23 protein-coding genes are annotated in these 24,340 nt (G+C 52.2%); 9 read left to right on the top strand and 14 right to left on the bottom strand.

What is annotated here, in order from left to right; all coding sequences use genetic code 11:
* The first annotated feature begins 13 nt into the window (after positions 1-13).
* Positions 14-982 (top strand): GlxA family transcriptional regulator, encoded by a 969-nt coding sequence (locus HZS79_RS06810; protein WP_179927413.1) that lies wholly within the window; start codon positions 14-16, stop codon positions 980-982.
* A 37-nt stretch (positions 983-1,019) separates the two neighbouring features.
* On the opposite strand, the gene HZS79_RS06815 is transcribed toward HZS79_RS06810, so the two are convergent.
* The 5 genes from HZS79_RS06815 to HZS79_RS06835 form a co-directional block, all read right to left on the bottom strand.
* On the bottom strand, positions 1,020-1,862 hold the full coding sequence (locus HZS79_RS06815) for a nitrilase-related carbon-nitrogen hydrolase (RefSeq protein ID WP_179927414.1): 843 nt from the start codon (positions 1,860-1,862) through the stop codon (positions 1,020-1,022).
* A gap of 101 nt (positions 1,863-1,963) precedes the next feature.
* A complete protein-coding gene (locus HZS79_RS06820) occupies positions 1,964-2,845 on the bottom strand; it encodes a glycine betaine ABC transporter substrate-binding protein (protein WP_179927415.1) in 882 nt (293 codons plus the stop codon).
* Positions 2,846-2,882: 37 nt separating this feature from the next.
* Positions 2,883-3,626, bottom strand: a complete 744-nt coding sequence (locus HZS79_RS06825; RefSeq protein ID WP_179927416.1) for an ABC transporter permease — start codon at positions 3,624-3,626, stop codon at positions 2,883-2,885.
* 4 nt (positions 3,627-3,630) lie between these two features.
* Positions 3,631-4,791, bottom strand: coding sequence for an ABC transporter ATP-binding protein (locus HZS79_RS06830; RefSeq protein WP_179927417.1), 1,161 nt, complete (start codon positions 4,789-4,791; stop codon positions 3,631-3,633).
* A 41-nt stretch (positions 4,792-4,832) separates the two neighbouring features.
* Positions 4,833-5,498, bottom strand: a complete 666-nt coding sequence (locus tag HZS79_RS06835; protein ID WP_179927418.1) for an ABC transporter permease — start codon at positions 5,496-5,498, stop codon at positions 4,833-4,835.
* 377 nt (positions 5,499-5,875) lie between these two features.
* Here HZS79_RS06835 and ydiJ point away from each other — a divergent pair, with 377 nt between their 5' ends.
* The gene (gene ydiJ, locus HZS79_RS06840; RefSeq protein ID WP_179927419.1) at positions 5,876-8,977 is read left to right on the top strand and encodes a D-2-hydroxyglutarate dehydrogenase YdiJ; all 3,102 of its coding nucleotides are present in this window, start codon (positions 5,876-5,878) and stop codon (positions 8,975-8,977) included.
* Between the two features lie 99 nt (positions 8,978-9,076).
* On the opposite strand, the gene HZS79_RS06845 is transcribed toward ydiJ, so the two are convergent.
* From HZS79_RS06845 to HZS79_RS06870, 6 genes are all read right to left on the bottom strand, one after another.
* The gene (locus HZS79_RS06845) at positions 9,077-9,640 is read right to left on the bottom strand and encodes a metal-independent carbonic anhydrase family protein (RefSeq protein ID WP_162219376.1); all 564 of its coding nucleotides are present in this window, start codon (positions 9,638-9,640) and stop codon (positions 9,077-9,079) included.
* Between the two features lie 145 nt (positions 9,641-9,785).
* Complete coding sequence (locus HZS79_RS06850) at positions 9,786-10,493, bottom strand: response regulator transcription factor (protein WP_162219377.1); 708 nt, start codon at positions 10,491-10,493, stop codon at positions 9,786-9,788.
* A gap of 41 nt (positions 10,494-10,534) precedes the next feature.
* Entirely contained in the window at positions 10,535-12,124 is a 1,590-nt protein-coding gene (locus HZS79_RS06855) for a sensor histidine kinase (RefSeq protein ID WP_179927420.1), read from the bottom strand.
* Between the two features lie 123 nt (positions 12,125-12,247).
* On the bottom strand, positions 12,248-13,051 hold the full coding sequence (gene trpC / locus HZS79_RS06860; protein ID WP_162219379.1) for an indole-3-glycerol phosphate synthase TrpC: 804 nt from the start codon (positions 13,049-13,051) through the stop codon (positions 12,248-12,250).
* Positions 13,052-13,059: 8 nt separating this feature from the next.
* Positions 13,060-14,079 (bottom strand): anthranilate phosphoribosyltransferase, encoded by a 1,020-nt coding sequence (gene trpD / locus HZS79_RS06865; protein ID WP_179927421.1) that lies wholly within the window; start codon positions 14,077-14,079, stop codon positions 13,060-13,062.
* 36 nt (positions 14,080-14,115) lie between these two features.
* Positions 14,116-14,688, bottom strand: coding sequence for an anthranilate synthase component II (locus tag HZS79_RS06870; protein WP_162219427.1), 573 nt, complete (start codon positions 14,686-14,688; stop codon positions 14,116-14,118).
* 406 nt (positions 14,689-15,094) lie between these two features.
* Here HZS79_RS06870 and HZS79_RS06875 point away from each other — a divergent pair, with 406 nt between their 5' ends.
* Positions 15,095-16,009, top strand: a complete 915-nt coding sequence (locus HZS79_RS06875) for a metal ABC transporter solute-binding protein, Zn/Mn family (RefSeq protein ID WP_179927422.1) — start codon at positions 15,095-15,097, stop codon at positions 16,007-16,009.
* An 8-nt stretch (positions 16,010-16,017) separates the two neighbouring features.
* On the opposite strand, the gene HZS79_RS06880 is transcribed toward HZS79_RS06875, so the two are convergent.
* Positions 16,018-16,689, bottom strand: coding sequence for a phosphoglycolate phosphatase (locus HZS79_RS06880; protein ID WP_179927423.1), 672 nt, complete (start codon positions 16,687-16,689; stop codon positions 16,018-16,020).
* A gap of 171 nt (positions 16,690-16,860) precedes the next feature.
* On the opposite strand from HZS79_RS06880, the gene HZS79_RS06885 reads away from it, so the two are divergent.
* On the top strand, positions 16,861-18,159 hold the full coding sequence (locus HZS79_RS06885; protein WP_179927424.1) for an NAD(P)/FAD-dependent oxidoreductase: 1,299 nt from the start codon (positions 16,861-16,863) through the stop codon (positions 18,157-18,159).
* Between the two features lie 9 nt (positions 18,160-18,168).
* Here HZS79_RS06885 and rpe read toward each other — a convergent pair whose 3' ends face one another.
* Positions 18,169-18,870, bottom strand: a complete 702-nt coding sequence (rpe, locus tag HZS79_RS06890) for a ribulose-phosphate 3-epimerase (protein ID WP_162219384.1) — start codon at positions 18,868-18,870, stop codon at positions 18,169-18,171.
* A 207-nt stretch (positions 18,871-19,077) separates the two neighbouring features.
* On the opposite strand from rpe, the gene cysP reads away from it, so the two are divergent.
* The 5 genes from cysP (at position 19,078) to HZS79_RS06915 (ending at position 23,633) form a co-directional block, all read left to right on the top strand.
* Complete coding sequence (cysP, locus tag HZS79_RS06895; protein WP_162219385.1) at positions 19,078-20,115, top strand: thiosulfate ABC transporter substrate-binding protein CysP; 1,038 nt, start codon at positions 19,078-19,080, stop codon at positions 20,113-20,115.
* Positions 20,116-20,124: 9 nt separating this feature from the next.
* Positions 20,125-20,979: a sulfate ABC transporter permease subunit CysT gene (gene cysT, locus HZS79_RS06900; protein WP_162219386.1), complete on the top strand. Its 855-nt coding sequence runs from the start codon at positions 20,125-20,127 to the stop codon at positions 20,977-20,979.
* Positions 20,979-21,806: a sulfate ABC transporter permease subunit CysW gene (gene cysW, locus HZS79_RS06905; protein ID WP_162219387.1), complete on the top strand. Its 828-nt coding sequence runs from the start codon at positions 20,979-20,981 to the stop codon at positions 21,804-21,806. Before cysT ends, cysW begins: the two co-directional genes overlap by 1 nt.
* Positions 21,803-22,897: a sulfate/molybdate ABC transporter ATP-binding protein gene (locus tag HZS79_RS06910; RefSeq protein ID WP_162219388.1), complete on the top strand. Its 1,095-nt coding sequence runs from the start codon at positions 21,803-21,805 to the stop codon at positions 22,895-22,897. The genes cysW and HZS79_RS06910 overlap by 4 nt, the downstream gene beginning before the upstream one ends.
* 142 nt (positions 22,898-23,039) lie before the next feature.
* Complete coding sequence (locus HZS79_RS06915) at positions 23,040-23,633, top strand: YajG family lipoprotein (RefSeq protein WP_179927425.1); 594 nt, start codon at positions 23,040-23,042, stop codon at positions 23,631-23,633.
* A gap of 74 nt (positions 23,634-23,707) precedes the next feature.
* Here the strand turns inward: HZS79_RS06915 and HZS79_RS06920 are convergent, their stop codons facing one another.
* Complete coding sequence (locus HZS79_RS06920) at positions 23,708-24,340, bottom strand: thiopurine S-methyltransferase (RefSeq protein ID WP_179927426.1); 633 nt, start codon at positions 24,338-24,340, stop codon at positions 23,708-23,710.

Genomic DNA, 24,340 nt, shown 5'->3' on the forward strand with positions numbered 1-24,340 from the left:
AAAGAAAACAATTATGACACGCGACAGGCAGACATCCCGCCCTTTCAGCATTGGCTTCTTGCTTTTTCCTAATTTCGCGATGCTCTCGTTTAGCTCAGTGATAGAGCCATTACGTATCGCTAACCGACTTAGCAACGAACCTGAATATCATTGGGAGCTACTAAGCCTTAATGACCAAGCAGTCATCGCAAGCAATGGTATTGCCTTTACCCCCAGTTTGCCGATGAGCGAATGGCGGCAGCTTGACAGTATTATTTTAGTCGCAGGTTTAGGCACCAATCTTATTGCTGATCAAAGCCTATTTAAATGGTTACGTGAAATTTCACGCAGTAATAAACTTTTAGGGTCTACCTCTACAGGGAGCATTCTTCTCGCGAAAGCGGGTGTATTAAAGAACAAACGCTGTACGATCCACTGGGAAGATCAGGCTAGCCTGCAAGAAGAGTATCCTGAGTTGATTGTTACCCATGAGCTTTTTGAAATCTCAGGCAACATAATGACTTGCTCTGGTGGCACTGCAGGACTCGACATGATGCTCTCATTAATTGAGAGCCAACAAGGAAGTGACTTAGCAAAAAAAATTGCCGAACAGTGCATCCACCCCACCATACGTTCTGCACATGAAATGCAGCGAATGCCCATCGAGGAACTGCTAGGCATTCATAATCCTGCGCTGTCCATTTCAATTAAAATTATGCAGTCACATATTGAAGACCCAATTAACTGTGACAGCATTGCTCAAATGGCTAATATCTCTAACCGGCAGCTGCAACGCTTATTTAAAGATAAATTTTCTCTGACACCCGCAGCTTACTATCTTAGATTGCGCCTTGAGCACGGCGACAATCTACTGCGTAAGACATCGATGAGCGTTTTGAACATTGCTACCGCCACAGGGTTTTCATCAACATCTCACTTTAGCAAATGCTACAGAAAACAGTATGGGCTATCACCGCGTGAACAAAGAAAGTCCCTCAGCTAGCTTAATACACCTGCTCTAGTCAGCCTCACTATCAGGCCTAGCGATAACCAGCCATAAGCTCACGAATCAGTGGTGTATCTGCATCTCTATGAGTGGGCAACTCAAAACGTGCTCTAGCAATATGTGTTCGTGACAGCTCAGCCATAATCAGCATTTCGCGATCTTCTGCTTCAGCAAGCAACTCTCCACGCGGGCCGATAATGCGCGACCCACCCCAGAAGTGGCTTTGCTCCTCTGGGCCGTAGCGGTTGCTCATGATAACTGGTGTACCGTAAGTCATGGCGTAGAAGCGTACATTCAGTAGCCAATTCTCCTCGTTAGAGAAATCCTGACTAACCACGCCGGAAGCCGAATTGATAGGAGCACAGAGCACGGTGGGACGAGGTAGCAGTGCCGCGTGCACTAACGCAGGATTCCATAAATCTGCGCATATTAACGGTGTGCTAGACCAACCTGGACACACCTGCGCCATTGTCAGCTCACTGCCATGTGAAAACCATTTACCCTCTTCCAACCCACCATACGTAGGAAGGTTAAGCTTACGGTGAACAGCAACCAGCTTACCATGTTGTAAAATAGCCAGGGCATTGTAGTACTCACCGGGACTTGCTTCCTCGACAAAACCAACAATGGTCTGCATGCCTTCGCACGCCTTTGCAAGCGCCATCAACCGAGCATCTTCTAATGGCATGGCAACTCTCATCACACTGCTTCCAAGGGAGTACCCCGTCAACGAAAGCTCTGGAAACACTAATAACTCAACGCTTTGCTCCTTTGCCTGTTCTATCAATGAGATATGGCGATCAAGATTAGCGTCTATATCGAAAAGCATACTATTCATCTGCGCAGCAGCCACTTTAAGCTTATCCTGATAATGCATAGCGTATCCCACCAAAAGACTAAGTATCAGTTTAAAAACTGAGCCACTTTAACGAAAAAACGACCGCCCAGAGGCGGTCGTGCTTCACACTAAAATACAGTTTACATCATGTCATGCTGTTCTAAGAACTCTTTAGATACATTTTCAATGCTTTTACGCTCAACATCAACCTGAGCATTAAGCGCCGCCATAATTTCATCGTCTAACAGCGCTGAAAGCTCGTTAAGCTCAGACGCTACATTGGGATGAAGATCCAGTGTTTCCTGACGAACAACTGGCGTTAGTGCATAAGCTGGGAAATAGTCTTTATCATCTTCAAGAACATAAAACCCAAACGCAGGAATACGCCCATCAGTTGCGAACACCAAGCCTACATCGATCTGCCCATCACGAAGTGCCTGATACACAAGCCCTGAATCCATACGACTGATATCACGGCGACCAACATTAAAGTCATAGGCCTCCATCAGCGGGCGCCAACCATCATCCCGCGCATAGAATTCAGCGTTCAGCCCAAATGAAAGCGAGTCACCATCATTAATTGCACTTGCCAACTCAGACAGAGTCGCAATACCGCGTTCTGATGCATCATCTTCTCGCATGGCCAATGCATAAGTATTGTTTGCAGCAGATGGCTCTAACCATACTAGACCTTTTTCGGCATCAAGCTCTTTGACGCGCTCATACGTTTCTTCAGCACTAAGACGTTCAGAGATATTATTGTAGTTAATCAGCGAAGTACCCGTGTACTCCCAATATACATCTATTTGGCCATTCTCTTGTGCTTGCCGAAGTACCGCAGACCCCATACCAGCCCGAGTATTTACATCATAGCCTAACCCTTCTAAATACTGGCTGGTCATGCTCGCTAGAATTTGCTGCTCAGTGAAGTTCTTCCCTCCAACAGTAATAGTGGCAGCGTAAGCAGAGCTGACACCAATGAGCGCGATACTACTTAATACCGATAAGATAGGTTTAATCATTATAGAGTTTCCTATATCAATTATTATTGCGCAGCTGCTACGCGTGCGCAGCTCGACGGGCGGGATTAACCCCGCGGGGTACAACTAAAAAGGCAATACTGGCAATCAAGGCATCAACCATAATGGCAAGCATGGCGGTTGGAATAGCGCCTGCCAACATCATCAAAGGGTTGTAAAGATCGATACCGGTAAAAATCAACTCACCCAGCCCACCAGCACCAATCAGGAATGCTAGCGGCACAGTGCCTACATTGATCGCCAGCGCTGTCCGGATGCCAGCAAAAATGACATACAGTGCATTAGGCAACTCAACGCGGATTAACCGCTGTGCTGGCGACATACCGATACCTGACGCAGCCTCTTTTAGCGCTGGAGATACCCCTTTGAGTCCCGTATAGGTATTTCGTGTAATGGGCAACAGCGTGGCAACAAACAGTGCAAATACCGCAGGCACAACACCGATACCGAGAAGGCTCATTGATAACGCAAGCACAGCTAACGTTGGTATCGTTGTACCAATATTGAGCACCTGCATGCCAGATTCTGCCCAGCGCGCCATACTCGGGCGGGAAAGCAGAATACCTAACGGAATCGCGACGAGGATTGCCAGTGACCCAGAAATGGCTGTAAGCCACAAGTGCTCCATGGTGAGGAACTGAATATCTGGCAAATAGAATATAAACTCTTCAATAACGCCTGTTGCATAGCTCCAAGCTCCGGCTACAAAGATGGCCACCAGGAGCAGTACGCGGAACACCCCTTTAAGACTTTGAATGGGCATTAGCTCACTCCTCTGCCATCGGATCGGCAAGTTCTGCAGTGGCTTGCTGAGTACGGAAACGCGCGCCAAGATGGTGGGTCATTGCACGCTGCGTGATATGCCCACACAAGCGGCCTTCATCATCAACACAAGGCAGCCAAGTGATATCATGCGCAAGCATCAAAGATACCGCTTTACGCAGATCGTCATTAACATTCACGACAGCCGGCACCTTTTGGGCATAGTCATGACAACTGCCTTTACTCACTTGAGCCACTGCGCGCGGGATAATACCAACTGGCTGACGCTCTTCGTTGACCATCACAATAGCATGCTGGTAGCCGCACTTATCGAGCGTTTGCAGCGCACTTTCCAGACTATCGCGGGGTGAAACCGTTTCGAAATTAGTGCTTACAACTTCCCGAACATTGATTAAATTAAGCCGCTTAAGAGCGCGGTCTTCGCCAAGAAATGATTCAACAAAGCTATCTTTCGGCGCGGCTAACAAGGTATCAGGGGTGGCATATTGCACTAAATGGCCGTCACGGAAGATCGCAATGCGGTCTCCCATCTTGATGGCCTCATCAATATCGTGACTAACAAACATGATGGTTTTCTTGAGTTCTTGCTGCATCTTCAAGAACTCATCTTGAATCACTGCGCGATTAATGGGGTCGATAGCTCCGAAGGGCTCATCCATTAACATGACGGGGGGATCTGCGGCTAAGGCCCGAGCGACACCGATTCGCTGCTGCTGGCCACCCGACAGCTCGCTAGGATAACGTTTGAGAAAAGCATCAGGCTCTAGTGCAATCATGCGCATCAGCTCTCTAGCCCTTTCCTTATATTTGGCTTTATCCCATCCAAGCAGCTTAGGCACTATCGTAATGTTTTCCTCGATAGTCATATTGGGGAACAAGCCTATCTGTTGAATGACATAGCCAATATTGCGTCGTAATGTCTGCGTATCCAGCGAAGACGTGTCTTCATCATCGATAAAGACCTTGCCAGAGGTAGGGCGCACGATGCGATTAATCATCTTCAACGTGGTAGTTTTGCCGCATCCGGAAGGTCCCAGCAAAATGCATATCTCACCAGTGGGCACTTCCATATTAATATGATCAGCAGCAACCACCGCGCCTTTTGGTGTATCGAAAACCTTCGTTAGATTATCCAGTCGAATCATGCTGGTATCCTTTTTTGTTAAATGAGGGCTGAAGGGCTACATCAGTTACAGGCAGGCACCTGTTCCATACCCTTGGGCGTCAATCGCTTTTGGAGGTATAGCAGCGCGTAATCAACAATGATTGCCAGAAGACTGACGGCAATGGCGCCTAAGATAAGTTGACGTGGGTCTGACTGAGAAATGCCACGACTAATGAAGGTACCTAGCCCACCCGCGCCTATATAAGCAGCAATAGCCATGACACCGATGTTAAGCACGACCGCCGTGCGCACGCCCGCCATGATCACTGGCACAGCCAAGGGAATCTCAACTTTTTGTAGGCGCTGATTCTGGCTCATACCAATACCACGAGCCGCTTCACGAAGTGCTGGATCGACGTTATTTATCGCGGTATAGGTATTGCGAATAATAGGGAGCTGCGAATATAGCAAAACAGCAATAACCGCAGGCACGTATCCAATACCATGCCCGACGATGGATAAGATCGGTATCATGATGCCAAACAAGGCAATAGATGGGATGGTGACAATAATGGAAGCGATGTAGAGAACAGTTTTCGCCATTTTTTCATTCTTGGTTATGGCAATACCGATAGGTACCCCTGTCAGCGTCGCAATGCCGACAGCTATTCCAACAAGGACAATGTGCTCAATCGTGCGCGCTATAAGCACATCGAAATTAGACACCGCATAATGGATCCACTCCATCTATACACCCCCGATATGTTGTGATTATTAGTAAGCAAATGTATGTCTAGGCTATTGAAATTCAGACAAGGGTACTGGCAATTAAACGACATTAAGCAATAGAAAAACGCCTAATGTGCCAGTTTCTCACCACCCCACCTCTCGAGATGAATTCGCTGCTCAGAAAATATCAGTTTAATAAGCAGCAAGTTAGCAAGTAAACTAACTAGTATCACAAACCACTTTATGCGTTTAACACAATTTTCTAAATGACCGTTTTATGGTCTTAAATGCCTATTTTATCGATGTAGCATCACGCTACTTAACGTAAGCTTGCCCAACTTTTAAGCGCCATAACGGCGTTTTATTTACTTCACTTTAGTGACAAAACATTCATCATGATGGCATTCATTGACTCTCGAAATTCTTCACTTGAACGCCTTACCCCCGATTACCTGCGTTTCCTCGAAGCCCTGCGCGCCCGCGGTTTCGAAGGCGAGATTGCCCCGGACTACGCCAACCGCACGGTGCTGGCAACGGATAACTCGATTTACCAACGCCTGCCCCAGGCGGCGGTGTTTCCTAAGCACGCGGAAGATCTTGAGCGCCTCGCCAAGCTGGCTGCTGAGCTGCCCCACCGCGATATCGTGCTCACGCCTCGGGGCGGCGGCACGGGTACTAACGGCCAGTCGTTGACCGACGGTATCGTGGTGGACGTTTCCCGCCATATGAATCAGATCCTCGAGATCGATGTAGAGGCACGGTGGGGGCGCGTTCAGGCGGGCGTGGTGAAGGATCAACTCAACGCGGCGCTGAAGCCCCATGGGTTGTTTTTTGCCCCGGAACTGTCCACCTCTAACCGTGCCACCATCGGCGGTATGATCTCCACCGATGCCAGCGGCCAGGGCAGCTGCGAGTACGGCAAAACCCGTGACCATGTGCTGGAACTGGACACGGTTCTGCTGGGGGGACAGCATCTGCACAGCCGCCCGCTTAGCGCTGAAGAAGAACAGGCTGAGTGCCAACAGGAAGGCATTCTTGGCCGCGTGCATACCACTGCGGCTGAGATTATCGACCAACAGCGTGAGCTGATTGAAGCGAAATTCCCACCACTTAACCGCTGCTTAACCGGCTACGATCTGGCGCATCTGCGGGAAGCAAAAGGCCAGTTGAACCTGAACAGTCTGCTGTGTGGTTCGGAAGGCTCGCTGGGCTTTTTGAATGAAGCGGTATTGAACGTGCTGCCGATCCCTAAGCACGCCACGCTGGTTAATGTGCGCTACCCAGGCTTTATGGACGCGCTGCGCGATGCCAAGGCACTGATGACTTCAAGCGCGCGCCCAACCTCGATTGAAACTATCGATGACACCGTGTTGCAGTTGGCCATGGAAGACTTTGTCTGGGACAGCGTAGCTGAGTTTTTCCCCGCCACCGGCAGTACGCCGATTCGTGGCATTAACCTGATCGAGTTTAATGACGATGATCCTGAGCGCTTGGCCGAACGGGTTCGCTCCTTTACCGAGCACCTTGGTCGCGATGTGGCCGTCGAGCGTTTAGGCTACACCCTGGCCGAAGGCCGTCCGCAGATCCAAAAAGTCTACGCCATGCGTAAACGCTCGGTGGGCTTGCTGGGCAATGTGCAGGGCGAGAAACGCCCGATTGCGTTTGTGGAAGATACCGCCGTACCACCGGAGCACTTGGCTGACTTTATTACTGAGTTCCGCGCCGCGTTGGATGCTAGGCAACTTTCATACGGGATGTTTGGCCATGTGGATGCGGGGGTGCTGCACGTGCGCCCAGCGCTGGATATGAAAGATCCCCAACAGGAAAAACTGATTCGTGAGATTTCCGATGAAGTGGCAGCCCTGACCCAGAAGTACGGCGGGTTGTTATGGGGAGAACACGGCAAAGGCGTGCGCTCGGAGTACGGCCCCAAGTTCTTTGGTGAGCTGTACCCCAGCCTGCAGCGCGTTAAAGCAGCCTTTGATCCGCATAACCAGCTAAACCCCGGCAAGATTGCGTCGCCCGCAGAAGGCCATGAACTAATCGCCAAAGACAGCGACCCTGATCTGTTAACGGTCGATGGCGTCACCCTGCGCGGCCAGTTGGATCGCACCATTGATGAACGTGCCTGGCAGGCCTATGACGCGGCGGTGTACTGCAACGGCAATGGTGCCTGTTATAACTACGACCTTGATGACCCCATGTGCCCTTCCTGGAAGGCTACCCGTGACCGTGTGCATTCGCCCAAAGGCCGCGCCAGTTTGATGCGTGAGTGGCTACGCCTACAAACCCAGGCGGGTATCGATGTGGTGGAAGAGTCGCGCAAGAAAAAAGCCGAAAACGGCTGGGGCTTTGTTAAAAGCTTTCCCCGCCGGGTCATGAACACCGTTAGCAAGCAGCAACACCACGACTACTCCCACCAGGTGTATGACGCCATGGCGGGTTGCTTGGCGTGTAAATCCTGCGCAGGCCAGTGCCCCATAAAGGTCAACGTGCCGCAGTTCCGTTCGCAGTTTTTAGAGGTCTACCACGGCCGCTATTTGCGCCCGCTGCGCGATTACATCATTGGTGGCACCGAATTCATGCTGCCAACGCTTGCCAAGATCGCGCCGCTGTATAACGCCCTACTCAACCAGCGCTGGGTGGACAGCTTGATGCGCAAAGGGCTGGGGATGAGTGATTCTCCGCAGCTTTCCCGTGCCAGCGTGAAAAAGCAGCTAAGGGCTTGGGGCATCGCCGAAGCCACGCCCACCTCCCTGGCACTACTCACTGAGCAGCAGCGCGCTAACAGCGTGATTATTGTCCAGGATGCGTTCACCAGCCACTTTGAAGCCAAGCTGGTGATGGATGTGGTGGAACTGCTGTCGCGGCTGAATCTGCGGGTGTTTGTGATGCCGTTTTCTGCCAACGGCAAACCGCTGCAGGTACAGGGCTTTTTAGGCGCCTTTGAGCGCACGGCGGAAAAACAGGCCAAGCGCCTGCGGGCGTTGGCAGAGTTTGAGGTGCCGATGGTGGGTATCGACCCCGCCATGACGCTGACCTATCGCCAGGAGTACGTTAAATCCTTAGGTGCCGAGCAAGTACCCAACGTGCTGATGCTGCAAGAGTGGCTAGCCACCCGTATTAACACGCTAGCACCTAGCCAGCTTACGCTAACCGACCCTGGCTTTAAGCTGCTGTCTCACTGCACCGAAAAGACCAACGCACCGGGCAGCCCCAACGCCTGGCGGCAGGTGTTTGCGGCATTTGGTTTAGAGCTTGAGCTAATGGCGACCGGTTGTTGCGGGATGTCCGGCACCTACGGGCATGAAACCCGTAATGTCGACACATCGAAGACAATCTACGCCCAATCCTGGCAGCCCCAGGTGGAAGCCAAGGAAAACGCAGGCAAGCTGCTCGCCACAGGCTACTCCTGCCGTAGCCAGGTAAAACACTACTCAGCACAAGCCCTACCCCACCCGCTTCAGGCGTTGCTGGTATGCTTGCGTAGCCCTTAGCACACAACAAACTGCTATTAACGAAAAAGGGGCTTACACGCGGTGTAAGCCCCTGTTTTTCAATTGGTCTTTCAATGAGCCTGGCAACCGCCAGATGCGTTACTCCGTGAAAGGCAACGATGAATGGTGCAATACGATACGCAGCTCGCCCTCATCGTCTAACTGGTAACCCCAGGTCTTATCAACCATGGTGGTGTTGCCTTCGCTATCCAGAATAGAAACGTTGCCCATGGTCATTGCTGTATCACCACTGATGAAAATCGCCGCGTTATCAATGGTAACTTCCTGCCAGCCTTTCAGCGCAAAGCCGCTGTCGTTGGGGAACTCATCGCTATGGCCCACAAAGTAAGCTAGCGCGCCTTCAGGGGTAGTACGGAAGGTTTGTGGCGCAGCAGCTAGTGTCGGCTTAAAGAGTACTGGCCCCATCTCGTATCCATAAGCACTCTCAATGACGGATTGAGCCAACTCACTAGCGGCCTCTATGCCATCGCTTTCATACGTGTTTGCAATGTTTACCAGTGCTTCGCCCCACGCTTGCTGCGCTGCTAGCACCTGTTCTTCGGTTATATCACCACCTAAATGAGTGACGTTGTTAGCATTGGCTAGTGAAACCGCGCCTACGCTAAGACCTAACACTGCGCCTGTAATAAGAGTCTTGAACATGTTGGTATCTCCATCGTGAATCACTAGAAAGTTACTAGAGCGAACACGTTTAATGTAAGCCAGCCAAGCTTTCATCGAGGTCACCGCAGTATTAATAGCGAAGTAGCGTTTCATTAACACAAGGTGAATAGAATTAACGGCGTCATCACCCAGTCGTCATATCATCAATACGGTAACCGAAGCCGCGCTGGGTTGTAATCAATGAATCACCTGAACCGTGAGCGTCTAATTTGCTGCGTAGCCGACGGATATAAACATTCACGATATTGGTTAGCGGGTCTTCATGAGCCCCCCAGACACTAGCCAGAATCCGCTCTCGACTATAGAGCTTACCTGGCGTCGACATCAATAACTCCAGTATAGCCAACTCTTTTGGGGTTAATTCGATACGATGGCCTCCACGGGTCACACAACGCTGCTCTCGGTCTAGGCAGAGATCTCCCACGCATAGCACTTTGTCAAACACCACGTCATGGCCTTTGTAGCGGCGTGTCAACGCGCCTAGCCTTGCCAACAGTTCTTCAAATGCAAAGGGCTTAACCAAATAGTCATCCGCCCCCGCCTCAAGTCCAGAGACGCGATCCTCGATACTATCAAGCGCGGTAAGCATAAGCACAGGGAATGCAACCCCGGCCGTTCGCAGGTTCCGGCATATCTCTATCCCACCAATATCAGGTAACAGCCGATCCAAAATCACCACGGGCTGTGTATCAGCAGACCGAGCGCATTGAATAATGTGCAGCAGCGCGGCTTGCCCTTCACTAAACGCATCCACACGATGCCCTTCTGCCGTTAAGCCGCGGCTTAGAAAGTCACGAATACGTGGGTCATCCTCAACCATAATAATGTGCATCGTCATTACTCATATAAGCGCTCGAGGCAGTCAAAACAACGCTATGATGCTATGCCTGCAGAGCTGGTACTGGCTGTGTGCACAGGTAGTTGAAGGCGAGCGACACATCCCCCCGCTGAGGAGGCTTCAAGACACAGCTGACCACCATGTAAACGAGTTAATAGCATAGCAATCGCCAACCCCACTCCCTGTCCATCAGGGCGATGATTGCGCGCTTGCACACCTCGATAACCACGCTCGAAAAGCCGCTGGGCGTCTTGGCCTTCCAAACCAATCCCTTGATCACCGATGCACAACTCCCACACCTTTTCACCTTGCTGTTCTTCAATGGTGGCCGTGATGGTGACCACCCCGCCGGGGTAGGAGTATTGAACCGCGTTGTCTAACAATATTCCATACATCTGCTGCAACCGCTGGGCATCGCCTAACACTGTCGCTGCCGCTAACGACTCACTATGCAGGGTTATATTGCGAAGCCTGCCTAATGTGGAGGCCTGACCAATCGCATCCCTTAGAGGCACGCTAGGGTCAAGAGGATGACGCTGCACCTGCCACTCCACGATGTCGCTCCTGGCCATGGTAAGCAAATCGCTGATAACATCCGCCAGATGAGCGGCATCACTGGCAATACGCTGTAATGCCTGACGATACTCGGCTTCGCTGCGTTTGCTTCCTCGCAGCGTAATCTCGGCCTCTCCGCGAATCGACGTTGTCGGCGTACGCAGTTCATGACTGATGTCTTCCAGCAGCTGTTGGCGCTGATTACCTAACTGCTGCAGACTAGCAAGCGCCTGCTCAAGTTCTCGGGTACGTAACTCAACCAGATCTTCCAGGTGCTGCTGTCGATCCTGCTCAGCCTGACGGTGCTGGCTCAATTCATCGGCCATCAGATTCATACGCGCCGCAACACGACCAAATTCATCGCGCATATTTTCATCTAGCCGATGCGTCAACTCACCACGCTGAAAAGCTTTTGCCCCCATTACAAGTTCATGCACAGGCCGCCGCAACGCACGCGCAAAGTACCCAAATACCCCCATAATCGTGAGTGTGAGCGTAATGGTCGCTAATACGGCCCACATAATGAGCTGCTGCAGCGAGCGGTCTGCATCACTACGCTGTTGCGCAAGCAGCGTGCGTTCGCGCGCCAGCGCGTCAGCCAGCACCACTTGTAGGCTTTGCCCATCAACCTGCTCAAACTGTTCGGTAGCTAATGTAGGCGATAGCGCTAAGGCTGTTGTTTCCAACGCTTGGAAAAGCTTGTCGAATGTCACAAGCGCCGCTCTGCGCTCCTCAATTAAGGCGGTCACTTGTTCATTCGTTTGTGTTGTGCGTTCGGCTAATCGATCACTGTTGGTATGTAGCTGCTGTAAGTCAGAGCGCATTTCCTGAAGCAGGAAGTCACGTTGATCAAGGTCAGGGCTGGGGTTATTTTGGGCGTCAACGAGCCACGTTCTCAACCGGTTTTTAGCATCCGAAAAAGCCATAAAACCGGTATGTAAGTCGCTGGAAAGACGGCCAAGCTCTACCTTTTGGCGAGCCCCATCTATTGCCCATATAGCGACACCGCCCTGGATAAACGTAAGCAGCGTCAGTACCAGCAACGCAAATCCAAGGCGACGTTGGAACATAAAGTCATTTCCTGAGAAAAGTTAACAAATTGCCCCATTAGCCACACCAGCGCTTAGCAAGCATGGGCACCGAGCACAAACATTCGCACCTAGCAAACATTGGCACTGTTCGTGGTCACCTCGCTAAAAAAACAGGTTTTTCAGCGCCAGGCCTGGATCCTCTTCTCGCATGAAAACTTCGCCGACCAGAAACCCATTCACATTGTGGTCACGCATGAGCTCCACGTCATCTCGGGTATGAATGCCGGATTCCGTGATGACCGTGACACCTTCGGGGATGCGCGGCAGAAGGTCTACGGTGGTATTCAGGCTGGTTTCAAACGTATGCAGGTTGCGGTTGTTGATACCCACCAACTTCAGATCCAGCGCCAGGGCACGATCTAGCTCGACAGCGTCGTGTACTTCTACCAGTACATCCATGCCTAACGTATTGGCTTGCTGGTGCAGATCGCGCAGTTGGGTGTCGTCGAGGGCAGCCACAATCAGTAAGATACAGTCTGCACCGATGGCACGCGCCTCGGTTACTTGGTAGCCATGGGTAATAAAATCTTTACGAATGATGGGCAGGTCACACGCATCACGGGCAGCGATCAGAAAGTCCTCATGCCCCTGAAAAAAGTCCGCATCCGTCAATACGGATAAGCAAGCTGCACCACCTTCTGCATATCGTTTAGCGATATCCGCAGGATGAAAATCCTCACGCATTACGCCTTTGGAAGGCGAGGCTTTTTTAATTTCAGCGATAACCGCCGCGTCGCCTGCGGCAATGCGGGCATTCAGCGCGTCGATAAAACCACGGGGAGCACTCTGCTTGTCGGCCAGCGCCAGCAGATCTGCTTCAGATACCGCCTGCCGGCGCTCGGCGACTTCTTCGTCTTTACGAGCCAAAATACGCGTTAAAATGGTTGGCGTTGCCTGATCAGTCATTGGATTGTTTATCCTTTAAAGACGCTAGTGAAGTGCGAAAGCTCTTTAAGCTTTTCAAGCGGCAGCTTGGAGGCCTGTGAATCTTGAGCCACTATCACGCCCTCTTTTAAGCTATCAGCCACACCCGCGCAGTAAAGCGCTGCTCCAGCATTGAGTGCTACTATATCCGCCGCTGCACCTTCGCCGCTAAGCGAGTCTTTCACTAACCGCAGGCTATCTTCAGCACTGGTCGCTTTTAGTGGTGTCAGGCTTTGACGCTCAATACCCAGCTCTTCTGGCGTAATGGTGTACTCGGTAATTTCGCCCTCTTTCAGTTCAGCCACCCGCGTAGGTGCAGCCAACGAAATTTCATCTAACCCATCTTCAGAGTGCACCACTAGCACGTGGCGGCTGCCGAGCTTTCGGAGCACCTCAGCCATCAACGGCACTAATTCAAGCGAGTAAACGCCCAACACCTGATTAGGTGCACTGGCGGGGTTGGTCAACGGGCCAAGGATGTTAAACAGCGTGCGCACCCCCATCTCCCGGCGCGGACCAATCGCGTAGCGCATGGCTGGGTGGTGATTGGGGGCAAACATAAAGCCCACGCCTACCTGCTCGATACAGCGAGCCACTTGCTCAGGTTTGAGATCAAGGTAAATACCGGCGATGTCGAAAAGGTCTGCGCTACCCGACGACGAGGAGACGCTGCGGTTACCATGTTTGGCCACATGAGCGCCCCCAGCAGCTGCCACAAAACTAGCCGCTGTAGAGACATTAAACAGGTTCGCACCATCACCACCGGTGCCGACAATATCCACTACGTTTTCGGTGTGCAGCACTACCCGTTTCATCAACTCGCGCATTACCTGGGCAGCCGCGCTAATTTCCTCGGCGCTTTCACCTTTCATGGCAAGCCCCACCAGCAGGCCGCCAATTTGCGCATCGGAGGCTTCACCGGTCATGATCTGGCGCATTAGCGCGTGCATCGAATCGAAAGAGAGGTCTTCGCGGCGCATCACCGCGTTAATTGCATCTCGCATTTGCATGAACAGAAAAGCCCCTAAAGCGTATAAATTTGGCGATCAGCCGCGTGTTAAAAAATTAGCCAATAACGCATGACCTTGGCGAGTCAGTATAGACTCAGGATGAAACTGAACCCCTTCAACATCCAGGCTACGATGACGAAAGCCCATTATCAGCCTTGGTGTAACATCATCGTCTGCTGTCCAAGCGGTGACTTCAAAACAATCCGGCAAGCTTGCTTTATCTACCACTAACGAGTGATAACGGGTCACTTCTAGCGGGTTTTCAAGCCCGCTAAAAACACCTTGCCCACTATGTACCACGGCAGAGGTTTTGCCATGCATCACCTGAGGAGCCCGCACCACTTTACCACCGTAGACTTGTCCAATCGCCTGATGCCCAAGACAAACACCTAAAATAGGCAGCTTACCCGCACAGTGGGCAATCGCCGCCAGCGAAATTCCCGCTTCATTGGGCGTGCATGGCCCCGGTGAAATAACTAAATGAGTAGGCGCTAAGGCGTCAATTTGTTCCAGAGTGAGCTCATCATTGCGATAGGTCATTACCTCAGCATCCAGCTCACCCAGGTACTGGACGATATTGAACGTGAAGCTGTCGTAATTATCGATCATCAACACCCTGGGAAACTTAAGCACTTGATTACCTTAAATATCAACCATGAAATTAGCGAACGTCACCCAGAATGTTACCCAAATTTTCTATCAACTGAGATTTTTCTTTCGGTTCTGGATTGTAACTTTTGGGCATTAGCCCCGCCACGTAGATTTAATAGCGCTACTTTAACACCAATGAGACGCACTACTATTCATATTGTAAAAGAGGCTCGCCCACCAAGCAGGCGCAAAAAATGCAACACGTATTCTCAGCAACTCTGGATGGGTAAAACGTAAGACGCTGCCTTGATGTCCTAGCCTTGGCAACCCTGGGGATTAGAAGTTTGTGTCCCATAATGAAACTGGTAACGAGCCTGTACTGTCTTTATGATCTGCCGTCTTTTTAATATGTTAGGAGCGTGGCATGGACAAGCACCCCCCCTGGATAATCACGCTCTTATTGGTGGCGACGGTTAATAGCACTCCTGCTATGAGTGATTCCTCGTTCAACGTCATCGCCTCGTTTTCAGTGATCGAAGATTTGGTCGAACGGGTGGCTGGCGACACTATTCGTGTTAATACGATCGTGCCCGCTGATAAAGATGTCCACCGCTGGGAGCTGACGCCTCCCAATGTACTTGCCGTCGAAGAGGCTGACATTGTGTTTTATAACGGCTATGGATTAGAGCCGTGGATGCGTCACGTTGAAGCAATGTCAGACGATACGCTCACGCTCATCGCCCTGGCTGAAAATGCAGACTATGCCCCCCTGCCGATCAGCACAGGGCAGTATAAAGACAATCCTGACCCACATATGTGGATGGACCCCAAAGGAGCCGCTGCGTATATCGATGTCATTGCCCACACCCTTTCACAGCACTATCCAGAAAAGGCAGAGGCATTTAACACCCGTGCAGCCAAGGCTCGCGATGCTTTAGCAATGCTAGATCAGCAACTGAAGGAGCGTTTGGATGGTATTCCACAAACCAACCGCGTGCTCTATACCAGCGAAGCGGGCATGGCCTACTTTGCCCGCGCTTATAATTTCGAATACGCCGCTATTTGGGGCGTTAACCACGAAACGTTAGGCAGCGCACATGCTATGGAGACTATGAGTAAGCGTTTAATAGAAAAACGCCCGCCAGCACTGTTTCATGAGAGCACCGCCCCCTCTATCCATATGGATGCGTTAGCCAGGGATGCCGAACTAACACTCAGCGGGCCTCTATATGTGGATGCACTGAGTGCTTCCGACGGCCCCGCTTATAATTACCCTGCTATGCTGCAGCACAACGCCAACCTCCTCCATGAAGCACTTGGCGGTGCTCGCGAAGAGTAGTTAAGAGGTCAGCCCGAGACCAACGCTGGTAGCGAGCTGATCAATACATCTGGCTGGCTGTGCTCAATCGGCTCGCCATGATTATAACCATATGGTACCGCCACAGTAGCAAAGCCAGCAGCCCTGCCTGCAGCTATATCATGACGCGAATCACCGACCATAACACTTGCTGAAGGGGCAATATCTAACTGATGAGCAACATGTAACAGCGGCAACGGGCTAGGCTTTTTTTCTGCCAGGGAATCCCCGCCAATACAGTAGGCAAAGTGCGACTGTAGCTCAAAATGGTTCAAAATCGGTGCGATAAAGCGCGCTGGTTTATTGGTAATCAGTGCCAAAAAGTAGCCTGACTGATGCAGCGCATTAAGTGTTGTTTGTACGCCTGGATAGAGCTGAGTTAGTGCATTGGGAGCAGCCCCATAATGGCGCATAAAGGCCTCGTAGGCCGCTTTTTTTAGCGCCTGATCCGGAGCCCGCTGGAGTGCCCAGGTAAGCGCTCTTTCCATCAGCACCTGAGCACCGTTACCTACCCAATCACACACCTGCTCTTGCGCCGGTATTGGCAGCGCCAAATCACTATGGGTGCGTTGAACCGCTACCGCCAAATCTGGCACTGAATCAATCAATGTACCGTCTAAATCAAACGCAATTAACCGCTTCCCCTGCAAAATGGCATGCACGCTGTTCCCTCCCTATGCAAAAGTAGCGCTGTGTTTAACCATCACCGTCGATCAAAAACAATCGCCACCGTTGTTTGTTATCTTAACCGGTTTGTTATCTTAACCATTTAGTGCGTCGCCAGACATGCCGTAAGGTTCTATGCTGTGGCTACATTAGACTAGGAGAAAGTAATGGCCATCCCCCGAATAGTGATTGTTGGCGGCGGAGCCGGTGGGCTTGCCCTCGCCACTCGCCTTGGACGTACGTTAGGTAAGAAAAAGCGAGCAGAGGTTGTGCTGCTTGACCGCGACACGACCCACGTATGGAAACCACTTTTGCACGAACTTGCGACTGGGGTACTGAACTCCAGCATGGATGAAGTTGATTTCCGAGGGCACTCTTCGGCACACCATTACCGCTACCAGCACGGCTCATTAAATGGCCTGGACCGGCAGAGAAAAGTCATTCACTTAGCGCCACTCCTGGATGACGACAACAACGAGGTACTCCCTGCCCGAGAGCTTACCTATGACTACCTCGTGTTAGCACTGGGCAGTGTTTCCAATGACTTCGGAACGAAAGGTGTTGCCGACCACTGCCACTTTATCGACTCACCCGAGCAGGCAAAGGCGTTTCAGCGCGATATGATCAACACCTTTTTGCGCTATACCGACCCAGAGCTTCGCCAGCATAAAGAGCTGACCATTGGCATCGTCGGCGGCGGAGCGACGGGGGTTGAGCTTTCGGCAGAACTGTTAGATGCCTCCCGCTTACTAAACGCTTATGGCGTGACGGCCACTGACCACCAAACGATTAGCGTGCATCTCATCGAAGCTGCGCCGCGTCTACTTCCTGGCTTATCAGAACGCATCAGCGAAACGGTGCAGCAAGAACTAGAGAAAATGGGGGTAGCCGTCCATGTAGGCACCGCCATTCAAGAGGCTCAGCAGTATCAACTGGTGACCGGCGATGGCGAGGTTATCGAAACCGACCTAAACGTGTGGGCAGCGGGCATCAAAGCACCACCATTTTTGGCTGAACTTGACCTAACCACCAATCAGAAAAACCAAGTTAACGTTCATCAAACCCTGCAAAGCGTCGATGACCCGCATATTTTTGCCATGGGAGACTGCGCCAGCTGTCCTCAAGGCGAAGGCAGCACGGTGCCTCCCCGCGCTCAGGCCGCCCACCAACAGGCAAAATTACTCGCCAAGAATTTAGTTGAACTACTCGATAACAAACCGCTGAAAGACTTCGTCTATCGCGACCATGGATCGCTGGTTTCTCTGGCGCGCTATGATGCGGTGGGCAGTTTGATGCGCAGCTCCGCATCACGCGGTTTATTTCTGGAGGGCTGGCTGGCACGACGAGCCTATGCGTCGCTTTATCGTATGCATCAGCTCTCCATACATGGAGCACCCAAAACGGGGCTGGCGTGGCTGGTGGATAAGCTCAACCGTTACCTAAAGCCCCGTATGAAGCTGCATTAAGCCTCTCGCTTAACCGTTAACCTTTGCCAGCGCTTCGCGTAGCTTCTGAATCACGGAGTCATAACCGTGCCGATCGCTGGCTTGGTGAGCATTGAAAATAGCCGAGCCAGCGACAAAGGTGTCGGCACCCGCAGCAGCGATATCGGCAATGTTGTCTACCTTAACGCCGCCGTCGATTTCTAAGCGAATCGGGAGACCCGAGGCATCGATACGGGCGCGTGCTTCGCGAAGTTTATCCAGCGTATTGGGGATAAACGACTGACCACCAAAACCGGGGTTGACGCTCATCAACAGCACCATGTCGATTTTGTCCATCACATAATCTAAGTACGAAAGTGGTGTTGCAGGATTAAACACCAGCCCAGCTTTACAGCCACCATCACGTATCAGCTGCAGCGAGCGATCAATGTGCTCAGATGCTTCCGGGTGAAAAGTGATGTAGCTCGCCCCTGCATCAATAAAGTCGCTGATCATGCGATCAACCGGCTTGACCATTAAGTGCACATCAATAGGCGCCGTCACACCATGCTGGCGCAGCGCTTTGCATACCATCGGACCAATGGTTAGGTTCGGCACATAATGGTTATCCATGACATCGAAATGGACAATGTCGGCCCCAGCTGCCAACACATTGTCGACTTCCTCGCCAAGCCGCGCAAAGTTAGCGGAAAGAATCGAAGGGGCAATCAGGAAGTCCTGCTCAGCGCTCATAGTGCATTCCTAGGTAAACGGGGAAAGGAAGGCGGATATCTTACCAGAGCCACCCATGAAGCCCCATCCTATAGGCCGCGAAAACAGCGTAAAGCCACACACTCATATTCTAAAATAGAATATAAAACATAATTGTAATTCCACAATCACAGGTTTAACCTTAGCGTCATTGCGATTAAATCGCCCCCAAAATGCCAGGAGTCCCCTATGACGCTATCTACCTTTTTACGCACCGGCTTACGTCGCAACCTGCTGGCGATTGCCGTTGGCACCGCGGTTGCTGGGACGGCTGTTTCCAGTTCAGCCATGGCTCAGGAACGCGAGCTACTCAACTCTTCGTATGATATTGCCCGCGAGCTTTTTTCCGCGATTAATCCTGAGTTTCAAGCATGGTGGCAAGAGGAACACGGCGAAGAGATTGATATCAGTCAGTCGCACGGCGGCTCTTCCGCCCAAGCCCGCGCGATCATGCAAGGTCTACGCGCCGATGTAGTTACCTTTAACCAAGTCACTGACGTACAAGTGCTGGCAGATGCAGGGCTAGTCGCCGAAGACTGGCAGGAAGCGTTCGACAATAACGCGTCGCCCTACTACTCCACCACCGCATTCTTAGTGCGTAAAGGTAACCCCAAAGGTATTGAAAGCTGGGATGATCTTGTTAAAGAAGATGTTCGCATGGTGTTTCCCAATCCGAAAACATCAGGCAATGGCCGCTATACCTACCTAGCTGCCTGGGGCTTTGCGGAAAACGAATTCGACGGTGACGAAGAACAAATTCATGACTTCATGCGCACGTTTCTGCGTAATGTCGCCGTGTTTGACACAGGAGGCCGCGGCGCCACCACCAGCTTTATTGAACGCGGCATTGGTGATGTACTAATCAGCTTTGAGTCAGAAGTTAACAATATTCGCAGTGAGTATGGCAGCGACGACTATGAAGTCATTGTGCCACCGGTCAGTGTACTGGCTGAATTCCCTGTAGCGGTAGTTGGCCCCAACGCTGAACGTAACGGCAACCAAGACCTAGCCCAGAGCTACCTTGAGTATTTGTATAGCGAAGATGCCCAGCGCCAGCTGGCCGGCTTTAATTACCGCGTCCATAACGAAACGGTGGTCGCGGAATTTGCCGACCATTTCCCCGACACAGAGCTGTTTGAGGTAGAAGATGTGTTCGGCAGCTGGGAAGAGGCCATGGAAACCCACTTTGCTGGTGGTGCCCTACTTGATCAACTGCAGCGTCGTTAACGGAGCCTCATGAGCCAGCTTGCAATATGGCGGTCCGGCAGCGCACGCGTGCTGCCGGGCTTTGGCCTTTCTATGGGTATCAGCGTTTTGTTCATTTCGCTGGTACTGCTGCTGCCAATTACTGGCCTGTTTGGCCAGTTGGCAGGGCTTAGCTTTGCCGAGTATTGGGCCATTATTACGGAAGGCCGAGTGGTCGCTAGCTATATGGTGACCATCGGTGCCGCCGCGGTGGCAGCGTTGGTGAATGCGGTGTTTGGGCTGCTGCTTGCCTGGGTGCTGGTTCGCTACGAATTTCCCGGCAAGCGCTTATTAGATGCCTTGATGGATTTACCCTTTGCCCTGCCGACGGCGGTGGCTGGTATCACGCTCGCCACGCTGTACGCTGGCAGCGGCTGGATGGGTAGCCTATTGGAGCCCTTAGGGTTCCAGGTGGCTTATACCTGGGTAGGTATTGCCCTGGCCATGGCGTTTACCAGCATTCCCTTTGTGGTTCGCACCGTACAGCCGGTGCTGGAAGACCTACCTGCAGAGGTCGATGAGGCCGCGATGTCTCTTGGTGCAACCGATGGCGTGGCGTTTCGTCGCGTGATCATGCCGCACTTGTGGCCGGCACTCGTCACCGGTACCGGTCTTGCTTTTGTGCGCTCGCTGGGTGAATTCGGAGCCATTATCTTCATTGCCGGTAACATGCCCTACGAAACAGAAATCACCGCGCTGATGATCTTCGTCAAGCTTCAAGAGTATGACTATGCCGGCGCGTCGGCGATTGCCTCAGTGGTATTGTTCGTATCGTTAGCCTTGTTACTGGCGATCAATATTTGGCAAGGCCGCTTTGTGCGTCGCCTGCATGGAGGGAAGGGATAATGCGTCGGATTGGTGATGCTCCCGCGGTGCGGCGTTTATTAATTGGCACTGCGCTGTTTTTGTCAGCGCTGTTTTTGCTATTGCCATTGGTGGCTATTTTTGCTCAGGCATTCTCCCAGGGCGTGATGGTCTTTTGGGCCAACGTCAGCAACACCTTTACCCTACACGCGATTGGCCTGACGCTGGTCATTGCACTATTGACCATTCCAGTGTGCCTAGTATTTGGCGTCGCACTGGCGTGGCTAGTCACCCGCTTTAGCTTTCCAGGGCGGCGCATTTTGCAGACCCTGATCGATATTCCATTTGCGGTGTCTCCAGTAGTAGCTGGCCTTATATATTTACTGCTCTATGGGCGAAACGGCTGGATCGGCGGTTGGCTGGATGCTTACGACATTCAGCTAATGTTTGCCTGGCCCGGCATTTTAATGGTGACTATTTTCGTTACCTGCCCGTTTGTCGCTCGGGAACTGATTCCGCTCATGCAGGCGCAAGGCTCACGCGAAGAAGAAGCCGCCGTGACCCTCGGCGCTGGCGGTTGGACCACCTTCTGGCGCGTCACGCTGCCCAACATTCGCTGGGCACTGCTGTATGGCATTATTCTTACCAACGCACGTGCGGTAGGTGAGTTTGGTGCGGTTTCCGTGGTCGCAGGGGCTATTCGTGGTAAGACAAACACGCTGCCGCTGCATCTAGAGCAGCTTTATCAGGATTATAACGCGGTGGGCGCGTTTGCTAGTGCCGCGCTGCTAGCGCTTATTGCCCTGCTCACTCTTGCGGCCAAGGCAGGCCTTGAATGGCGCGCATCGCGCCGGGAGGCGTATTTATGAGTATTCGTCTACAGAACATTGCCAAGCACTTTGCCAAAACCCAGGCACTGGAGCCGATTAATCTAGACATCCATGAAGGCGAACTTGTCGGCCTACTTGGCCCGTCTGGCTCAGGAAAAACCACCTTGCTGCGCATTATTGCTGGCCTGGAGACTGCTGACCGCTCCCCCCAGCCAGGCAAGATACTATTTGGTGACCGAGACGTCACCAACGTTCACGTACGCGACCGCCGTATCGGCTTTGTGTTTCAGCATTACGCGCTGTTTCGCCACATGAGTGTGTACGACAACGTTGCGTTTGGCCTCACGGTGATGCCTAGAAAGCGCCGCCCGTCCAGTGGTGAGATTCGCGCACGGGTGTTTAGGCTGCTGGAAATGGTTCAGCTGCAACACTTAGCCAATCGCCTGCCCGCTCAACTTTCCGGTGGCCAGCAGCAGCGAGTATCGCTTGCCCGTGCCTTAGCTGTAGAGCCGGATGTGTTGCTACTGGATGAGCCCTTTGGTGCGCTGGATGCCAAGGTACGCCAGGATCTGCGACGCTGGCTTCGCCGCCTGCATGAAGAACTCAACTTTACCAGCGTGTTTGTCACCCACGACCAAGAAGAAGCGCTAGAGCTATCCGACCGCGTCGTTGTGATGAGCAATGGTCGTATTGAGCAAATAGATACGCCTGAAACGCTCTACCGCTCGCCAAAAAATCGCTTTGTGTTTGAGTTCTTAGGCGACGTTAATCACTTAGAAGGCAAGGTAAGCAATGGCATACTTACCTGCGGCGATGCTCGCCTGAACGTTGATCTACCCGATGGCGACGAAGAGCTATTGCTACGTCCCCACGAAGTGCGCCTTGCCCAGCAACCCAGCGCAGAGAGCCACCTACCAGTGACGATTACTGCTATTTCGCCAGTAGGTGCAGAAGTGCGCGTTGAGCTGGAAGCCGACTGGCTGGCAAAACCGTGGCTTGCCACTGTGCGCCACGCTGATTTCGAACAGCTTGAGATGCGCCGTGGACAGCGTCTGTTTGCTCATCCGCGACAGTGGCACCGCTTTAAAGAAGAGGCTGAAAAGCCCAAGCAACAAGCTCGTGCGGCCTAAGCGTTGGTAGCCCCTGACACTAACGCAGCGCTATACTGGCAGCCAAAGAGGCTCAACCCATTGCTGCTACGGGTATTTTAGTAAAATACTGTGAACAGCCTTAGCGTTTTGTCATCTACCCTTGGTTATAGCGGAGAATCGTATGCGTCGGCGTCATTTTTTACAGCTCTCTTGTGCGCTGCTGGCCAGCATTTTGCTAGCCGGCTGTGCAAGCCCTCAGTATCTTCAACTGAACCCGCAGCGCACTGCCAATGTGCCACAAACCGGCTCTGGCCAGCAGGTCACCGTGGTTGCTGTCGATGCGAGGGAAAGCGAGGTAATTGGAACGCGCTCAGGTGGCAGCATGTCGACTGCGCAGATTACGGTGAGCAGCCATGAATTAATTCCGCGCTTGCAGGAAGAAGCCGAGCGTGCGGTACGCGACATGGGGTTTAGTCCTACACGCGATGCTGCTCAAGGACGCCCAAGTATCACGCTTGAACTCGCAAGCCTCAACTATGCCAAGGGCGAAAGCGGCCAACCGCTCATCGATGAAGCGCGTATTGAAGGTGTGTTCCGAGCGGTGGCTCAAAATAAAGGGACGACTTACACAGGCACTTACACATCACGGCGCACCCAAGGTTATGCCATCAAGCCAGGTGAAGACGCCAACACACGTATGCTCAACGATCTGCTAAGTGATGGTTTGAACCGTGCGTTCAGCGACCCTGAACTTGGCCGTCTATTAGCGCGTTAACCCCTTCGACGAATAAACAAAAAACCACCCGCTATCGCGGGTGGTTTTGTGAGCAGCGCTAAGCGGCAGGCTTACTACACCCGTGGGCCTCGCCGCTCTAATGCCCATACACTCTCACTTCGCCCCCGTTCATCAGGCTCTCTATTTTCGACGAGTTCAACCCGAAAATTAGGCGTCAATAAACGCTGAATTTCACTATCAGGCACACTGAATGGCGGGCCTGCGTCAGCCTCTTCATGGGTCAGTCCAATCAACAAACCTTTTGCCCCAGGAGGTACCAGCTGGGCAAGATGAAATGCATAGCGCTCACGCGTGGCTGGTGGCAGCGCAATCAGCGAGGCACGATCGTAAAACGCGCCGACTTCCGCTGCCTGTTGGATATGCAGGTGGAAGAAATCACCACACCAAAGTTCGACATTACCCTGACGGGACACATCAAATCCCGCCTGGGTATAACGCGACACACCAGCATTACGCTGAGCTAAAAATTGCTCTATGGCTTCTGGCGCCAGCTCAATACCTAACACTGGATAGCCTTTGTCTGCTAGCCAGCGCATGTCCAGGCTTTTACCGCATAGAGGAACAAGCACTTTAGCACCAGCCTCCACGTTAAGCATTGGCCAGTGCTGGATCAACGACGGATGCGTGTCGGATAAATGAAAGCCGATACGCCCCTCTTGCCAGCGCTGACGCCAAGGGTTCTCCAT

It is taken from the genome of Vreelandella zhaodongensis (assembly GCF_013415115.1).
In the GTDB taxonomy this organism is placed as follows: Bacteria; Pseudomonadota; Gammaproteobacteria; order Pseudomonadales; family Halomonadaceae; genus Vreelandella; species Vreelandella zhaodongensis.

Bases quoted from the DNA above. Each gene is read 5' to 3' on its own strand.
- HZS79_RS06810 (WP_179927413.1), top strand. From the start codon at position 14: ATGACACGCGACAGGCAGACATCCCGCCCTTTCAGCATTGGCTTCTTG.
- HZS79_RS06815 (WP_179927414.1), bottom strand. From the start codon at position 1,862: ATGCATTATCAGGATAAGCTTAAAGTGGCTGCTGCGCAGATGAATAGT.
- HZS79_RS06820 (WP_179927415.1), bottom strand. From the start codon at position 2,845: ATGATTAAACCTATCTTATCGGTATTAAGTAGTATCGCGCTCATTGGT.
- HZS79_RS06825 (WP_179927416.1), bottom strand. From the start codon at position 3,626: ATGCCCATTCAAAGTCTTAAAGGGGTGTTCCGCGTACTGCTCCTGGTG.
- HZS79_RS06830 (WP_179927417.1), bottom strand. From the start codon at position 4,791: ATGATTCGACTGGATAATCTAACGAAGGTTTTCGATACACCAAAAGGC.
- HZS79_RS06835 (WP_179927418.1), bottom strand. From the start codon at position 5,498: ATGGAGTGGATCCATTATGCGGTGTCTAATTTCGATGTGCTTATAGCG.
- ydiJ (WP_179927419.1), top strand. From the start codon at position 5,876: ATGATGGCATTCATTGACTCTCGAAATTCTTCACTTGAACGCCTTACC.
- HZS79_RS06845 (WP_162219376.1), bottom strand. From the start codon at position 9,640: ATGTTCAAGACTCTTATTACAGGCGCAGTGTTAGGTCTTAGCGTAGGC.
- HZS79_RS06850 (WP_162219377.1), bottom strand. From the start codon at position 10,493: ATGCACATTATTATGGTTGAGGATGACCCACGTATTCGTGACTTTCTA.
- HZS79_RS06855 (WP_179927420.1), bottom strand. From the start codon at position 12,124: ATGTTCCAACGTCGCCTTGGATTTGCGTTGCTGGTACTGACGCTGCTT.
- trpC (WP_162219379.1), bottom strand. From the start codon at position 13,051: ATGACTGATCAGGCAACGCCAACCATTTTAACGCGTATTTTGGCTCGT.
- trpD (WP_179927421.1), bottom strand. From the start codon at position 14,079: ATGCAAATGCGAGATGCAATTAACGCGGTGATGCGCCGCGAAGACCTC.
- HZS79_RS06870 (WP_162219427.1), bottom strand. From the start codon at position 14,688: ATGATCGATAATTACGACAGCTTCACGTTCAATATCGTCCAGTACCTG.
- HZS79_RS06875 (WP_179927422.1), top strand. From the start codon at position 15,095: ATGGACAAGCACCCCCCCTGGATAATCACGCTCTTATTGGTGGCGACG.
- HZS79_RS06885 (WP_179927424.1), top strand. From the start codon at position 16,861: ATGGCCATCCCCCGAATAGTGATTGTTGGCGGCGGAGCCGGTGGGCTT.
- rpe (WP_162219384.1), bottom strand. From the start codon at position 18,870: ATGAGCGCTGAGCAGGACTTCCTGATTGCCCCTTCGATTCTTTCCGCT.
- cysP (WP_162219385.1), top strand. From the start codon at position 19,078: ATGACGCTATCTACCTTTTTACGCACCGGCTTACGTCGCAACCTGCTG.
- cysT (WP_162219386.1), top strand. From the start codon at position 20,125: ATGAGCCAGCTTGCAATATGGCGGTCCGGCAGCGCACGCGTGCTGCCG.
- cysW (WP_162219387.1), top strand. From the start codon at position 20,979: ATGCGTCGGATTGGTGATGCTCCCGCGGTGCGGCGTTTATTAATTGGC.
- HZS79_RS06910 (WP_162219388.1), top strand. From the start codon at position 21,803: ATGAGTATTCGTCTACAGAACATTGCCAAGCACTTTGCCAAAACCCAG.
- HZS79_RS06915 (WP_179927425.1), top strand. From the start codon at position 23,040: ATGCGTCGGCGTCATTTTTTACAGCTCTCTTGTGCGCTGCTGGCCAGC.
- HZS79_RS06920 (WP_179927426.1), bottom strand. From the start codon at position 24,340: ATGGAGAACCCTTGGCGTCAGCGCTGGCAAGAGGGGCGTATCGGCTTT.